Here is a 15,069-nt window from a genome sequence, read left to right on the forward strand (position 1 = left end):
TATGAGACATATCATTTCACTACTATTAGAAAACCAACCGGGAGCCCTGTCACGAGTCGTCGGCTTGTTCTCTCAGCGTGGCTACAACATTGAGTCTTTGACGGTATCACCGACCGACGATGAGACGCTATCTCGTTTGAACATTACCACCTTGTCTAATGAGATGGAGCTTGAACAAATTCAAAAGCAGCTACATAAATTGATTGATGTGCTTAAGGTACAAGAGGTGTCTGAACTAGAGCATATTGAGCGTGAACTGATGATGGTTAAGGTGAAAGCGTCAGGTTTTGCTCGTGCAGAGGTGAAGCGCACAGCGGATATTTTCCGAGGACAAATTGTTGATGTGACCTCTTCTCAATATACCGTTCAGTTGGCAGGAAATAGTGAAAAGCTTGATGCATTCATTGATGCCATCTCTGAAGTAACGGAAGTGATTGAGGTTGCACGCAGTGGGGTCGTTGGCATTGCGCGTGGTGAGCGAGCTTTGAAGGCTTAGCTCGATACATGGCAAGTGAATAAAAAAGGCCGCTTCATAGGAAGCGGCCTTTTAGTCTCTAGTTTAGATAAATATTTAGTGAAGGATTCGAGCGCGAACCGTGCCTTCAATGCCTTTGAGTTTCGCTAGAGCTTCCTCTGAGCGGCTTGTCTCTACATCAATCACGACATAACCAATATCTGCAGCCGTTTGAAGGTACTGCGCAGCAATGTTAATCCCTTCTTCAGCAAAGATGGTATTGATCTGGGTAAGAATACCTGGACGGTTTTTGTGGATGTGCAGGAGGCGAGAGCACTCACGGTGCTCAGGTAGAGAAACCTCTGGGAAGTTAACGCTTGAAAGCGTTGAACCATTATCAGAGTATTTGGCCAGTTTACCCGCAACTTCAACACCAATGTTTTCTTGCGCTTCTTGTGTTGAACCACCAACGTGCGGTGTCAGAATGACATTGTCAAACTGCTGTAATGGCGATTCAAATAGGTCGGCATTGGTTTTCGGCTCCGTTGGGAATACGTCCACTGCTGCGCCCGCTAGGTGACCAGATTCCAAAGAAGCACATAGTGCAGGGATGTCTACGACAGTACCGCGAGCTGCGTTGATAAAGATAGCGCCAGGCTTCATAAGCTCAAACTGCTCACTACCCATCATGTCTTTGGTTTCTGGCGTTTCTGGTACGTGTAAAGAGATGACATCACACTTGTTGAGTAGCTCAGTCATGGTGTGGACTTGCGTTGCATTACCCAGTGATAGCTTGTTCTCTATGTCGTAGTAGTAAACGCGCATCCCCAAGTTTTCAGCAATGATGCCAAGCTGAGTACCGATATGACCATAGCCGATGATGCCAAGGCGTTTACCACGAGCTTCGAATGAGTGATCTGCACTCTTTTTCCAAATGCCGCGGTGCGCCAGAGCGTTCTTTTCAGGAATGCCACGTAGCAGTAACAAGATCTGCCCTAGTACCAGCTCAGCGACGCTACGAGTATTCGAGAAAGGGGCATTGAACACTGGAATACCGCGACTTGCGGCCGCAGAGAGGTCGACCTGGTTAGTACCAATACAGAAACAGCCAATTGCGACTAGTTTTTCGGCAGCATTGATCACTTGCTCAGACAAGTTCGTGCGTGAACGAATACCGATGAAGTGGGCGTCTTTGACTTTCTCAAGTAGCTCTTCCTCAGGCAGTGAGCCCTTATGGTACTCAATATTGGTGTAGCCCGCGGCTTGAAGCACTTCTACTGAAGAGGGATGCAGTCCTTCAAGAAGTAGAATCTTGATTTTTTCTTTTTCCAGTGAAACTTTGGCCATTATTCTCGTCCTTAAAATGGTAAAGGTGGGGCGCACAAAGCAATAACTTACTAAAGGGGAAAAATAAGTCGATTTGACTAACGCAAACTTGTCCCTGTGCGTCATTCTGGTTAATAAACTATCAGAATTTTTTCTGAAAGGGTAAGAAAATTACGGAATAAGGCAGAATATTTCGCCTCTAAAAGGTAAAAAACGGCGCCCTAGGGCACCGTTTAGTAATCAAGTAACAAAAATCAGCAATTTACTGCTTGCTTGATAGTCATTATTCTTCGATTTTTGCGCCTTCTGGTGTGCCAGTGATAACCACGTCAGCGCCACGAGCAGCGAATAGGCCTACTGTCACGACACCAACGATGGCATTGATGGTGATTTCCAGTGCTTTAGGATCAGTGATCGCAAGACCGTGTACGTCTAGGATGTCACAGCCGTTGTCTGTCACCACACCTTCACGGTAAACAGGGTTGCCGCCGAGTTTTTTCAGCTCACGGGCCACTTGTTCACGAGCCATCGGAATGACTTCGACTGGCAGTGGGAACTGACCGAGTACGTCGACAGCTTTAGTATCATCTACGATACAAACAAACTTATCTGAGATTGCAGCAACGATTTTCTCGCGAGTCAGTGCCGCGCCACCACCTTTGATCATGTCACGTGAAGCATTAATCTCATCTGCACCATCTACATAGACATTCAGTTTTTCTACGTCATTACAGTCGAATACAGGAATACCTAGCGCTTCTAACTTCTCTGTTGAAGCCACAGAGCTTGATACAGCACCTTTAATCTCATCCTTGATTGTGCCTAGAGCATCGATGAAGTGGTTCACGGTAGAGCCTGTACCGACACCAACAATTCCGCCTTTCTCTACGTAGTTCAATGCAGCCCAGCCAGCGGCTTTTTTCATTTCATCTTGAGTCATGCTCATCTCCAGGTTTGAGGGTAAAAATTCGACACGCAATCGATTGGGTCGGATTATAGCGAGATTAACTCAAGATTCCCATTGCCATAGGCGACTTGGCGTAACGATTTTTTGCAACGGAATATCCCAGCTTTCTGTTGGTAGCGACGAGACTTGCTGGCAATCGTGTGCAAGACCAACGGCCTTAGGACCATGATTGTGGCCTTGAAAAGGTGCCAGGGTGCGATCGTAATAACCGCCCCCCATGCCCAAGCGTTGCCCGTATTTATCAAAGGCAACAAGGGGAGTAAAGATGATGTCGAGTTCAGAGACAGGAATGATCGCCTCTTTTTTTAACCGTGGTTCAATGATGCCATAGCGGTTGTAGCAAAGCTCTGAGCTTGGCGCATACTCGAGAAAAAGTAGGTGTCCTTTGGCAAAAGGGTGGATGACAGGCAGGTAGATTTTTTTCCCTGAATGCCAGAGAGCTTCAATCAAAGGTTGGGTATCGAGCTCACCATCTGTGGCAATATAGAGGGCAATAGCCTGGGCAGACGCCATATCGGGCAGAGAGTTAACTTGTGAGATAAGCTCAATACTGGCTTGGTATTGCTGGTCACTCGACAAAGCATTTCTGGCCTGACGAATATGCTGACGGATTTGTTGACGACTTGAGGTCATAAACTACCCTTCAATTGAAGATGGGTATCGAGAGGATACCCCAGAGTGCCGTTGGGGAAGGGGGCCCTTAAACCAGCTGGTTTAAGGCGGATCAGCAATGTTAACCGTAGGCTTCTCGGTACGGGCCGAGCCTGCTCAATAGTTATCAAGTACTAACCCTTGGGTATTGCTTATCGGCTCAGGGACGTCAACCCGCTGACGCACACTCCAGGGTAAATGGTTCGAACTTGCCAATGCAGGTTCAATTTATTCGCTGTGCTGCGTTCCTTGCTTCACATTACTAAGCGCACTATCTAACGATACGGACAGCTGTTCAAGCTTTTTTGTCACCGAATCGAGACTTTGTTTGGCTTCACCATCCTTGCTATGCAGTTCGTAGCAGATGTTGAGAGCTGTAAAGGTAAGAAGTTGCACTTCATTGGTAATTTTAGTCTTTGAGCTCATCTCTTTAAGACGTTCATCCAAGTCGCGTGCTGCTTTAGCGAGAGACTCTTCTTCTCCTGCTGGGCAACTCACTTGGGTTCGTTTACCTAAAATCTCTACTTCTACCGCTTGGCTACTCATGATGACCTAACTCGTTTCGCGCTGTTTGGTCCCCTACCTTGGGTGACCGAGGTGAAAACTATAGGAAAACCCATAGTAAGATTCAAGCTTTTCCGGCTCTCAGTATGTCAAAGCGTAAGCAAGTAAACACTTCTGGGACAGTTCTTCATCACATTGTTTATCTGCTCGCCAATTTCTATTCTGCATCTTTTTGCTTTCTGGTGGAAATGGTACGATGCAGGATTAAATTATTAGACTTTTTGGGCCATACCATGACGACAAGTTCACTCCCTTCTTACTTCGATGCCGCACAATCTTTACAACAATCGGCTCTTGCCGTTTCTCCAGCTGAGATGCACGGTTTATTGGTTGGTATGATCAGTGGCGGTATCAATGTCGATGATCAGACTTGGCAAGGTGTTCTTTATGATTACACCAATGAGGGAATGGGGTGGCCGCAAACAGCAATCGCGATTGCACAAAACTGTTTTGATTTGAGTAAGCAAGAGTTGATGGGTAGTGGGATGGAGATGACTCTGTTCTTACCTGAAGATGAACAAGCTACTTTGATGGAAATGGCGGACTCTTTGGCGGAGTGGGTGAACCACTTTATCTCAGGTCTTGGTTTAGTGAGTGCTAACATCAAAAAGTTACCTAACGACGCGAAAGAAGCACTGGGGGATCTCGAAGAGATTGCCAAGCTAGGGATCGATGAAGAAGATGACATGGAAGAGCAGGCGCTGTTGCTCGAACAGGTGATTGAACACGTAAAAGCGTGTGTTCTGACCATTCATGCAGAGCTAGGGCAGAAGCCAAAAGACGAAGAGCCTAAATCAACGATTCACTAATTCGTGGCAACTAAATAAGGAAGTGGATGTGAAGCACTATGATGTGATCATCTCTGGTGGCGCAATGGCCGGGGCAACCTTGGCATTGGCATTGGACAAACAAGCCCAAGGTGCCTTGTCGATTGCGATAGTGGAGGCCTATCAAACGGATCATGAGCAGCATCCAGGTTTTGACGCGCGGGCAATTGCTTTGTCGCATGGCACCGTCGATATTCTCAAGCGGTTCGACTTATGGAAAGATGTGTCTTCGGTTGCTACCGCGATTGAGCAGATTCATGTGTCTGACCGTGGTCATGCTGGAATGACGGAAATTGCTCACAGTGATATTCCGGTGCCTGCATTGGGGTATGTGGTTGAACTTGCTGATGTTGGCCGCTTATATCATCAGCGTATTCAATCATCTCAAAACATCGAACTCCTCTGTCCTGACTCGATTGCCCAGTTGAATCGCTTTAGTGATCGGGTCGAACTGAAATTAACCTCGCAAAAAGAGATCAGTGGTCAGTTACTGGTTGCCGCTGATGGGGCTTTTTCTCCGATTTGCGATGCAGTTAAACTGCAGCAGAATCAGGTAGATTTTGAACAGGTCGCCGTGATTGCTAACGTGGTTTGCCAGCAAGCACATCAAGGGCGAGCTTTCGAGCGTTTTACTGAATCAGGCCCCGTCGCTCTACTTCCTATGAGCGAGAATCGCATGTCTTTGGTATGGTGCCTGCCACCTGCAGAGGCCGACAAGGTTTTACAGATGGATGACAAAGCATTCCTTAGTCGGCTACAAGAGGCTTTTGGTTGGCGTTTAGGTGCTATCAGCGCAACGGGCGAGCGGTCGAGTTATCCACTGATTTTGCGCTATCGCCCTCAAATTATCTCTCATCGTCTTGCTGTTGTTGGTAACGCTGCTCAAGCGCTTCACCCTATCGCTGGTCAGGGTTTTAATCTGGGTATCCGGGATGTCGCGAGTTTAGTTGATGAGATTGGGTTACAGCTTGCTGACCCAGGTGATTATTCGGTACTTTCTCGTTATCAAGCAAGACGCACCGACGATCGTGAAACGACCATTGGACTCACCTCGGGGTTAGTCAGACTCTTTTCAAATGATTGGTGGCCAACTCGCCTAGGGCGTAACGTTGGGCTTTTTTGCGCCGATGCATTACCACCATTAAAACAGCCACTACTGAACCGAACGCTTGGTTTAGTTGAGCGCTAATAAAGGAAGAATTATGATGCAAAGTGTTGATATCGCCATCGTTGGCGGTGGTATGGTTGGACTGACGCTTGCAGCCGCTCTGAAGAATACAGATTTAAGAATAGCAGTGATTGAAGGCCAAGAGCCGAGTGAATCATTTGCTGAGCTGCCAGACCTTCGCGTTTCCGCCTTAAGTCGTTCTAGTGAGAATATTTTACAACGAGTTGGCGCATGGTCTGCGATGACTCAACGACGTTTGGCCCCATATTCAGCCATGGAGGTATGGGAGCGTGATAGCTTTGCTCGAATTGAGTTTAATGCAAAGCATCTTGCGCAGCCAGACCTTGGTCATATTGTAGAGAATCGTGTGGTTCAGCTGTCACTCTTAGAACAAGTAAAGCAGCAGGCTAATGTGAGTCTATTTATGCCCAACCGATGCCAGAGCTTGGTGATGAGTGAACGCGAAGCATGGTTGACGTTAGACAATGGGCAGGCATTGACGGCAAAGCTTGTTGTCGGTGCTGACGGTGCGAACTCCTGGGTGCGCAAACAACTCGATATTCCTTTGACAAGCTGGGACTATGGACATAGTGCAATTGTCGCAAACATTCGTACTACTGAGCCTCACAGCAAAGTGGCTCGTCAAATCTTTACCCCGCAAGGACCGCTGGCTTTTCTGCCTTTAGAGGATGAGCATCTTTGCTCGATTGTGTGGTCAATTGACCCAAGTCGTGCTGAACAACTGGTGACGATGAGTGATGAAGAGTTCAATAAAGCGCTAACGGTTCAATTCGATAATAAGTTGGGGTTGTGCAAGGTGGAAGGAGAGCGTGCTGCTTTTCCGTTAAAAATGCGTTACGCACGAGACTTTACTTGTGAGCGTGTTGCCCTAGTTGGAGATGCTGCTCATACCATTCATCCACTGGCTGGTCAGGGGGTAAATCTTGGTTTGCTTGATGCTGCAAGTCTCGCGCAGGAAATTACGCAGATTTGGCAACAAGGCAAAGATATCGGTAGCAAGCAGCAGCTACGCAGCTATGAGCGCTGGAGAAAAGCAGAAGCGGCGAAAATGATCGCGGCAATGCAGGGCTTTAAAGACCTATTCAGTGGTGATAACCCAGCGAAGAAGTTGGTTCGTGGACTGGGAATGCAATTTATTGGTCATCTACCTGGTGCAAAAGATGAAATTATGAAGCGTGCATTAGGGTTAAAAGGTGAGTTGCCTAATTTAGCTCGACCTGACTGTAAATCTTTGTAGTGTTTAGTTTCAAGGTAGCGTGTTTGATACCTATAAAATTAAAAAAGGAGACAATTTGTCTCCTTTTTAGTATCTATTAGTAAGCCAGTTTGAGTTTCATTACTTCACTGTTTATCTCTTTAACCGCCTTGTAGTGTCTTTGTTCAGCATGCTCTGGAATGACCAGTTTACCGTTGTCAAATTCAAATTTTCCAATGCCGTTGATATAAATTCTTCCCTTGAATAATCGAGTTACATGTTTCGCTATTAAGCCTGGAATATAGCGTTTGAACAGTCTCATTTATGCATTTTCCTTATTTGCCTTTATGCGAGCATTATAGATAACTGCTCTCCAAAAAAGTGTGATTAATTGGACGGATCGGTTATCAAACTCAACTTGTTTGGATATTTGTGCTTAGTCAGACAGTTTTTACGTCAAAAGTTCCAAATTGAGTGATCTCTACCTCAATATTTTTTATCGCAGAGAACTTATGATTTTGCTGCTTACAAGACCGATTTTACGTCAAGTCCATGTAATTACTGTGTTATTTCTCTAGCTAGTGATGGATAGCTCTAACTTTACTCTTTGTGGGAGACGTCATGACGAAGGATTGAGGCGAAAAAAAGCCCGCACAATAAGTTGTACGGGCGAATAGTCACAGATGCATTACACAAAAAGTGGATATTCTGAAAAAATCAGTGGATTCACTTTGATGTTGGCTCCCAAGCTCACCTTGGATGGAGACAGCACACTTCCTAACCAACATATCTACGATATCGCATAGATCTAGCTGTGACTAGTTATGATTTAAAAATGAATAAAAATTCCATGCAAGTAAAGTAATTTATGCGATGCAGTTTGCACTTTTGGCTATGTAACAAAGTGTAAGTTGCAAAAAGTGCGTTCTTTTCGGTTTAGCGACAGATATCGCCGAGGCGAGGTTGGCAGAGCTCGACTAAATCTTGAGAAGACAATGCAATCCCAGCTAAACGTTGACCGCTACTGATGGTGACGTGTTGAAGTTGAGTTAATTGGTTATCGAATACAATGGGCATAGGCTGCTTGAGCAGCAGCGGGGCAACACAGCCGACTTGATAACCTGTGGTCGTTTGTAGCTGATCTAATCCTACGCAGGTCATGCGTCGCCAGTTGAGGATGGCTCGTACCTTTTTCGGGTCGACACTCAGATCACCAGGCACGCAAGCCAGAGCGTAACGATTGCCCATATCCCGCAACAAAATCGATTTGACCATTTGGTTAGGAGAAATACCACGCGCATGCGCGGTATCTTCGATAGAGATGGTTTCGACTTGTTGCTCAAGAAGCTTGAAAGGGATGTTCTTCTTGATCAATAGGTCGATAATGGGCGTGTTGATTTTACTCATCATCGGCCAGTGAGTATGGAAGAGGTGCCACTTCCCACAAGCTACTTTCTGTACCCGCTAGGCGCAGTTGAGTATCCGCATCCAGATTGTTCGGTGCGATCAACAAACCTACGACACGACCATCTGAGTATTGATAGTGGGTGAGTAATTGGCCAACGGTACGCCAGTTTTCACCAACAGAGCGCTCAATGTTAATGGCTTCACCAGCATTGATAGCTTCACTCGATGTGCTCTCAACAATGACCATTTGACGCTTGTTCATACCACGGTACTTGGCACGTGCAACGGTTTCTTGGCCTGTGTAGCAACCCTTCGAGAAGCTAATCCCGTTAATTGCTTGTAAGTTCACCGCTTGCGGGATGTGCTCATTTTGGGCAAAGTCCTCGATGACGGGATAGGCTTCTTTGACATCCAGTAGTGACCAAAGGCTATTATCACAAAGCGTCGCTTCTGTGTTGTCGACAAGCTCTGAAGCTTGCTCTGTATTGATAGCGATCAACCAGCGTAGTTCGCTGACTTTTACCGCCGTCCCACCTTTGATTTGACGCACATCACCTGTGCTATCGCTGATGCTATCGATAAAGGATTGAGCGGCTTGTCCGATAACGCCAAGCAGAACATCGTGTGACTCTTCAATGACGACTTTCGAGAATACGGCATACTTTTTCAGTTCAACGAGCTCTTTTGCAATCGCAGATTTGGGCTGGAACATGGCATAGCCTGCTCCGTGGTGAAATAAGCGGAAGGCAGACCAGGTTTTTCCTTTTGCGTCACAGTGAGCGCCAAGGGTAGATTGATCGCTCGCGAGGGTCACGACATCACAGGTGACTTGGCCTTGAAGGTATGACTTTTTATCGTCTCCAAGCATTGTGATCATGCCCCACTGGGTTAGGTGGCTGATCGCCAGTTCAGGCAGTGCATCATTCGCTGTGAGTGTGAGAGGTTTGAAGCGAGTATTCCAGTCCATAAGTTATTGCCTTCATCTCAAATGTTTCAATCATGGTAAACCTGTATGTGAGGGCGCTTCAAGCGTCTTCAATAGTTAGGTGAAAAAAACTTTGGTGTAAACAGAACGTGATTTAGGTTGTGGCATTTTTAGATTTGATTGATACACTCAGCAGATAACTATTGGTAGAGGATGAACGATGTATACTCAGGAAGATAAAGCACGTATCAAGTGGGCTTGTCGACGTGGCATGCTTGAACTTGATGTGGTTATTATGCCGTTCTTTGAAGAGTGCTTTAACACGTTAAGCGAATCAGAGCAGCAAGATTTTGTTTCGTTGCTAGAGTGCGATGACCCCGATCTGTTTACTTGGGTAATGGGACACGGTCGCAGTGAAAATCTTAGCCATGCGTCTATGGTAGATAAGATCGTTGCACACAACCTCTCAAAAGTACGTTAATTTAACACTGACACCCACACCGACAGCCCAACTGATTGCTCTTGCCCTACTTAGCGGTGCAATTTGGGCTGTTTCTATATCGGCTATCCCTCTTGTTGCCTGCGTGCCACTTCTATTTGCGCTTCTGCGTTTCGTTTCTCAAAGACGTTTGTTTCCGCCTAACCTGGAAGGACATGTGTCATTAAAATCACGGCAAAGGCTTGTGGTGCGTCACAGTAACCGCCGTTGTGAGTATTTTCGTGTGACAAAAAGTCAGCAGCTACTATCGGAGTGGTTGATAGTAGTGGATTTTGATGATGGTCGTCGGAGGTTGATTTGGCGGCATAGTCTTGCAGAACAACATTACCGCCAATTTATCCGTTGGTTGCAGCAAGGCGAGGTGGCCATGCTGCAACATCAGCGCTTACTCTGAACGATTGGGGTCGAGTATGGTTGGACCGCTATTTTCGATCTGACCTGGGTAGTCAAGTGTGTAGTGTAAGCCACGACTCTCTTTGCGCTGCATCGCACAGCGCACCATTAGCTCCGCTACTTGTAGCAAATTACGCAGCTCGAGTAGGTTATTCGATACTCGGAAGTTGCTGTAGTAATCGTGTGTCTCTTGCTGCAGCAGTTGAATGCGGCGCATCGCGCGCTCCAGTCGCTTATCGGTACGAACTATGCCCATGTAATCCCACATAAATAGTCGCAGTTCGTGCCAGTTGTGCTGGATGATAACCTCTTCATCAGAGTTGGTGACTTGGCTTTCATCCCATGCAGGGATCTCATCGACATAATCTGCGTTATCCAGGTTTCTTAATACATCTTTTGCCGCAGACCAGGCGTACACCACACATTCAAGCAGGGAGTTTGACGCCATGCGATTTGCACCGTGCAGTCCGGTGTAACTGACTTCACCAATCGCATAGAGGTTGGCTATATCTGTAGAGCCATTCTGGTCGACCATGACGCCACCACAGGTGTAGTGTGCAGCGGGTACGATAGGGATAGGCTCTTTGGTCATATCGATACCAAGATCAAGCAGGCGAGAGTGTATTGTGGGGAAGTGTTTTTCGATGAACTCTACCGGCTTGTGACTAATATCAAGATACATGCAATCTGCACCCAAGCGCTTCATCTCAAAATCGATTGCTCGAGCAACGATATCACGCGGAGCAAGTTCCTCGCGTGAATCGAAATCAGGCATAAAGCGCGAACCATCTGGGCGACGAAGATAAGCACCTTCGCCTCGCAGAGCTTCAGTCAACAGGAAGTTACGAGCTTCCGGGTGGAAAAGGCAAGTTGGGTGAAACTGGTTAAATTCCATGTTGGCAACACGACAGCCAGCACGCCACGCCATTGCAATACCATCACCCGATGAGACGTCAGGGTTGGAAGTGTATTGATAGACTTTTGATGCGCCACCCGTCGCGAGAATGACAAATTTGGCGCGAACGGTTTCAACGCGTTCTAAATTACGGTTCCAAATGTAGGCCCCGACCACTTTCTTATCACCCGCATCATTGGTGTTTGTGACCAGATCAAGCGCGTTATAGCGTTCGAAAATCTCAATGTTAGGGTGGTTATGAGCGTTGTCTTGCAGTGAGGTTTGCATTGCCATGCCCGTTGCGTCAGCAGCATGCAGAATGCGTCTGTGGCTGTGGCCGCCCTCTCGAGTTAGGTGATAACGTGGTTTATCATCTGAATCGTCATCTTCACGATCGAATGGCACGCCGCCATCAATCAGCCACTGAACACACTTTTTGCCATTCTTAGCAATAAATTCCACGCTCTCTTGCTCACATAGCCCAGCGCCCGCGATTAGCGTGTCCTCTACGTGTGATTCGACACTATCGGATTCATCAAACACTGCGGCAATACCACCTTGGGCATAGAACGTTGCCCCTTCACTGCGAGGCCCTTTACTAAGGACAATGACTTTCGCATGCTTGGCGACGCGGAGCGCAAGAGACAGACCAGCGGCACCACTACCTACAACTAATACATCACAAAGATGCTCTCGGTTTTCACTCATAACTTTTTATCCAATCCCCAAAATCATCCTAAAATTGGGCTAGTACGGTTGATTCCATACCTCTGCAGAGCAGAGTTTCACCGTGTAACGTATACTAACGACCCGTTATATTAGCAGCTTCAACTCCTTTGAGCAGTTGATTTCCGTTGCTTTTATCATCGAATCGACTCACTATTGATAAGGAATAGTAATTTTTACTCAGTTCACACTATTTGCGCCAAAGCATTTTTTTCTCAACTCATTGTGGAACTTTTTCAAAACCCTTGAGTCACAATAAGTGCTCACATACGCGGTGGTATAGTGACTGCTAATGATTAATGAAAGCTCATATCTGTGAGGATAAGAGTCATAATAACAACGGGAGTAGCCGCTCGAATGAACGAGCAGACTGATCAAGTTCTTATTGAGCGCGTTCAGAACGGAGATAAGCAGGCATTCAATCTATTGGTAGTTCGTTACCAAAACAAGGTTTGTAATCTTATCTCTCGGTATGTCAACAATCCGGGTGATGTGGCTGATGTAGCCCAAGAAGCATTTATTAAAGCCTATCGTGCGATTCCCTCATTTCGAGGTGAAAGTGCGTTTTACACCTGGCTCTACCGGATTGCAGTGAATACCGCAAAGAACCACATCGTAGCCCAGAGTCGCAGACCACCCGCTACCGATGTTGATGCTGAAGAAGCTGAATTTTATGAAACGAGTAACGCTTTAAAAGAAATATCGAACCCAGAGAACCTGACGTTGTCCAATGAATTGAAACGTACAGTCTTCGCTGCGATAGAAGCGCTACCTGAAGATTTAAAAACCGCAATGACCCTTCGCGAGCTAGAAGGCTTGAGTTACGAAGAAATTGCAGAAGTGATGGATTGCCCAGTCGGAACCGTGCGTTCGCGCATCTTCCGGGCTAGAGAAGCGGTGGAGAAAAGAATTGCTCCACTACTTAACAAGCACTAATGGGTAGTTGTATTCTGAATTTGAACCAATAGATGATGGTGAAAAGAATGGCTGACAAAGAAAAACTTTCAGCACTCATGGATGGTGAAGCGTTAGATGATGAGCAGCTGCTTGCTTATGCAGAAAGTGATCAAGACGCGATTGAAAGTTGGAAACACTACCATTTGATTGGTGATGTGATGCGTGGTGAAGCGCCTGAGCAACCGAACTGGGATATCTCTGCCAGTGTTGCTGCTGCGTTAGAAGATGAGCCAGTACACAGTGGGGCCGATGTACCGCAAATAATGGAATCACAGCCAACGCCTCAAGTGGCTAAACGCCAACTGCCAGCATGGATTACGCAGTTTGGCCAAGTAGCGGTTGCAGCGTGTGTCTCGTTTGCTGTGATTTTGGGCGTGCAGCAGTACAGTGGCCAAGACGGTCAGGTGTCTCCTGAGGCTGATCAACTGCCCGTTCTGCAAACTATTCCTTTTGCCGGCACGGCTGAACCTGTAAGCTTGACTCGTGAGTCTGTGCAAAAGCAGGCCAACGAAGTGAATGTGCAAGAGCAGCATCGTCGTATCAACGCTGTTTTGCAAGATTATGAACTACAGCTAAGATTGAATGGTGGGCAAGACGCCGCCTCAGATCTCAATGATGAACCGGTAGTTGAATGAAAAAAATCCTGATCAGCGCGCTGACGCTGTTCGGTCTGAGCATACACAATGCCTCTGCAGAGCAACCTGCAGAGGCTTTGTTGCAAGAGATGCATCAGGCTAGTGAGCAATTGAGCTATGAACTCTCTTATATTCTGATCAAAAAGAACAGCATCGAACCTCTTCTTTATCGCCACGCTAATTTTGAGAATCAGCAGTTGGCGCATCTGTTATACCTGAGTGGTCCAGTCAGAGAAGTCATCCGACGTGACAGCGAAGTCAGCTACGTTGAGCCGGGTGTTGAGCCGTTCACGGTTCAGTCTGAAGATATGGTCGCGCCGACAATACCGCTGCTGCACAGCAATATTGACAAACTGCGAGAAAATTACGACTTCGTGAGCGTGGGGCGTGCACGAGAAGCGGGGAGTGCCACTCAAGTGGTTCGTGTCGTGCCTAAAGATGGTTTGCGTTACTCCTACGTACTTTGGGTTGATGAGAACACGCACCTTCCGCTTCGGGCCGATCTCGTTGATCGCGATGGTGAAGTGCTTGAGCAGTATCGTACTATCTCATTTGTGGTGAATGAGCAAATCTCGGAAGTCATGTCTGGCCTGAAAGACGTCAAACTGCCGGGTGTCTTGACCTTACCTCAGGGTAACGTCAATCAAGCGAGCTGGAACGTTGGCTGGGTGCCAACTGGTTTTGAGCCAGCAGAAGTGAATCGCTACCGCATGGCAATGACCGATCGCTTGGTAGAAACTCAGATGTATACCGATGGACTGTTCAACTTTTCTGTTTATATTGCTGAGCGAGACGAGAATTCACTCCAAGGCCAGGTTATTCGCCAGGGGCGCCGCACACTGCATACGTTTGTAAAGGGTAGTGCAGAAATCTCGATTGTCGGTGATATACCACCTTCTACCGCTCAACGCATCGCCCAATCAGTCTCGATTGAGCCGGTGAAGGCCATCGAACCATGATGACGGCACTTGCACAGGTGACCTCTGTGCAACCTGCAGCTCAAGGCTGGAAAGCCACCTTGAGTTGTGAGCAAAAGACCAGTTGTAGCTCATGTGCTTCGAAAAGCTCGTGTGGCACCGGTGTAGTGTCTAGTGCTGTAGGGAATAAAACCCTGACTTGGCAGTTACTCACTGAGCAGAAAATCTCGGTTGGAGATACGGTTGAAATTGGCTTACCAGAGCGTAGCCTCTTAAGCTTTGCCGCCGTAACTTATCTTTTGCCTTTGGTCATGCTAGTGCTTGGAGCAATGCTTGGTCAGATATGGCTGCAACCAATGTTGGGCGCTGGAGAAGGCGCCATCATTCTAATGGGGGCTTTAGGGGCTCTCACGGGCTTTTTGCTTGCTCGACGTTATGTTCGATTGCGAGAGAAAGACACTTCTCAACAAGTCATCTTGCTCAGAATACTGGGCAGTCAGATTCCTGTTGTCTAAAATGGATGCGAAGTCAGCAGAAATTGG

At 47.0% G+C, this 15,069-nt stretch carries 18 protein-coding genes and 1 other RNA gene; 10 read left to right on the top strand and 9 right to left on the bottom strand.

Features of this window, described 5'->3' with window-relative positions; translation table 11 throughout:
• Position 1: 1 nt before the first annotated feature.
• Complete coding sequence (ilvN, locus tag GT360_RS02470) at positions 2 to 496, top strand: acetolactate synthase small subunit (protein WP_164647347.1); 495 nt, start codon at positions 2 to 4, stop codon at positions 494 to 496.
• Between the two features lie 75 nt (positions 497 to 571).
• Here the strand turns inward: ilvN and serA are convergent, their stop codons facing one another.
• The 5 genes from serA to GT360_RS02495 form a co-directional block, all read right to left on the bottom strand.
• Positions 572 to 1,801, bottom strand: coding sequence for a phosphoglycerate dehydrogenase (gene serA, locus GT360_RS02475; RefSeq protein ID WP_164647348.1), 1,230 nt, complete (start codon positions 1,799 to 1,801; stop codon positions 572 to 574).
• A 262-nt stretch (positions 1,802 to 2,063) separates the two neighbouring features.
• Positions 2,064 to 2,720, bottom strand: a complete 657-nt coding sequence (gene rpiA / locus GT360_RS02480) for a ribose-5-phosphate isomerase RpiA (protein WP_164647349.1) — start codon at positions 2,718 to 2,720, stop codon at positions 2,064 to 2,066.
• 69 nt (positions 2,721 to 2,789) lie between these two features.
• Entirely contained in the window at positions 2,790 to 3,380 is a 591-nt protein-coding gene (locus GT360_RS02485) for a 5-formyltetrahydrofolate cyclo-ligase (RefSeq protein WP_164647350.1), read from the bottom strand.
• Between the two features lie 33 nt (positions 3,381 to 3,413).
• Positions 3,414 to 3,597: non-coding RNA, 6S RNA (gene ssrS / locus GT360_RS02490), on the bottom strand.
• Between the two features lie 29 nt (positions 3,598 to 3,626).
• Entirely contained in the window at positions 3,627 to 3,944 is a 318-nt protein-coding gene (locus GT360_RS02495; RefSeq protein WP_164647351.1) for a cell division protein ZapA, read from the bottom strand.
• A 251-nt stretch (positions 3,945 to 4,195) separates the two neighbouring features.
• Here GT360_RS02495 and GT360_RS02500 point away from each other — a divergent pair, with 251 nt between their 5' ends.
• From GT360_RS02500 to GT360_RS02510, 3 genes are read left to right on the top strand one after another with little or no spacing between them, the layout of a single operon-like run.
• Positions 4,196 to 4,771: a YecA/YgfB family protein gene (locus GT360_RS02500; protein ID WP_164647352.1), complete on the top strand. Its 576-nt coding sequence runs from the start codon at positions 4,196 to 4,198 to the stop codon at positions 4,769 to 4,771.
• A gap of 28 nt (positions 4,772 to 4,799) precedes the next feature.
• Entirely contained in the window at positions 4,800 to 5,978 is a 1,179-nt protein-coding gene (gene ubiH / locus GT360_RS02505) for a 2-octaprenyl-6-methoxyphenyl hydroxylase (RefSeq protein ID WP_164647353.1), read from the top strand.
• 13 nt (positions 5,979 to 5,991) lie between these two features.
• On the top strand, positions 5,992 to 7,215 hold the full coding sequence (locus GT360_RS02510) for an FAD-dependent 2-octaprenylphenol hydroxylase (RefSeq protein WP_164647354.1): 1,224 nt from the start codon (positions 5,992 to 5,994) through the stop codon (positions 7,213 to 7,215).
• A 76-nt stretch (positions 7,216 to 7,291) separates the two neighbouring features.
• On the opposite strand, the gene GT360_RS02515 is transcribed toward GT360_RS02510, so the two are convergent.
• The 3 genes from GT360_RS02515 to ygfZ form a co-directional block, all read right to left on the bottom strand.
• On the bottom strand, positions 7,292 to 7,495 hold the full coding sequence (locus GT360_RS02515; protein WP_164647355.1) for a DUF1107 domain-containing protein: 204 nt from the start codon (positions 7,493 to 7,495) through the stop codon (positions 7,292 to 7,294).
• A gap of 614 nt (positions 7,496 to 8,109) precedes the next feature.
• Positions 8,110 to 8,583, bottom strand: coding sequence for an aminoacyl-tRNA deacylase (locus GT360_RS02520; RefSeq protein WP_164647356.1), 474 nt, complete (start codon positions 8,581 to 8,583; stop codon positions 8,110 to 8,112).
• The gene (ygfZ, locus tag GT360_RS02525; RefSeq protein WP_164647357.1) at positions 8,573 to 9,547 is read right to left on the bottom strand and encodes a tRNA-modifying protein YgfZ; all 975 of its coding nucleotides are present in this window, start codon (positions 9,545 to 9,547) and stop codon (positions 8,573 to 8,575) included. The genes GT360_RS02520 and ygfZ overlap by 11 nt, the downstream gene beginning before the upstream one ends.
• Positions 9,548 to 9,725: 178 nt before the next feature.
• Here ygfZ and GT360_RS02530 point away from each other — a divergent pair, with 178 nt between their 5' ends.
• Together GT360_RS02530 and GT360_RS02535 are read left to right on the top strand one after the other, a co-directional pair.
• Complete coding sequence (locus GT360_RS02530) at positions 9,726 to 9,986, top strand: FAD assembly factor SdhE (protein ID WP_164647358.1); 261 nt, start codon at positions 9,726 to 9,728, stop codon at positions 9,984 to 9,986.
• Positions 9,958 to 10,398 carry a hypothetical protein gene (locus tag GT360_RS02535; RefSeq protein WP_164647359.1) on the top strand — a complete coding sequence of 147 codons (441 nt, stop codon included), beginning with the start codon at positions 9,958 to 9,960 and terminating at the stop codon, positions 10,396 to 10,398. Before GT360_RS02530 ends, GT360_RS02535 begins: the two co-directional genes overlap by 29 nt.
• Here GT360_RS02535 and nadB read toward each other — a convergent pair.
• Positions 10,390 to 12,000, bottom strand: a complete 1,611-nt coding sequence (gene nadB / locus GT360_RS02540) for an L-aspartate oxidase (RefSeq protein ID WP_164647360.1) — start codon at positions 11,998 to 12,000, stop codon at positions 10,390 to 10,392. The two genes, GT360_RS02535 and nadB, sit on opposite strands and share 9 nt — an antisense overlap.
• Before the next feature lie 375 nt (positions 12,001 to 12,375).
• Between nadB and rpoE the strand changes: the two genes are divergently transcribed.
• From rpoE to GT360_RS02560, 4 genes are read left to right on the top strand one after another with little or no spacing between them, the layout of a single operon-like run.
• The gene (rpoE, locus tag GT360_RS02545) at positions 12,376 to 12,954 is read left to right on the top strand and encodes an RNA polymerase sigma factor RpoE (RefSeq protein WP_164647361.1); all 579 of its coding nucleotides are present in this window, start codon (positions 12,376 to 12,378) and stop codon (positions 12,952 to 12,954) included.
• Positions 12,955 to 12,989: 35 nt separating this feature from the next.
• Positions 12,990 to 13,610, top strand: coding sequence for a sigma-E factor negative regulatory protein (locus GT360_RS02550; RefSeq protein ID WP_204274557.1), 621 nt, complete (start codon positions 12,990 to 12,992; stop codon positions 13,608 to 13,610).
• The gene (rseB, locus tag GT360_RS02555) at positions 13,607 to 14,569 is read left to right on the top strand and encodes a sigma-E factor regulatory protein RseB (RefSeq protein ID WP_164647363.1); all 963 of its coding nucleotides are present in this window, start codon (positions 13,607 to 13,609) and stop codon (positions 14,567 to 14,569) included. Before GT360_RS02550 ends, rseB begins: the two co-directional genes overlap by 4 nt.
• Positions 14,566 to 15,042 carry a SoxR reducing system RseC family protein gene (locus GT360_RS02560; RefSeq protein ID WP_164647364.1) on the top strand — a complete coding sequence of 159 codons (477 nt, stop codon included), beginning with the start codon at positions 14,566 to 14,568 and terminating at the stop codon, positions 15,040 to 15,042. Before rseB ends, GT360_RS02560 begins: the two co-directional genes overlap by 4 nt.
• Positions 15,043 to 15,069 lie beyond the last annotated feature (27 nt).

This window comes from Vibrio astriarenae (assembly GCF_010587385.1).
GTDB classification, from domain to species: Bacteria; Pseudomonadota; Gammaproteobacteria; order Enterobacterales; family Vibrionaceae; genus Vibrio; species Vibrio astriarenae.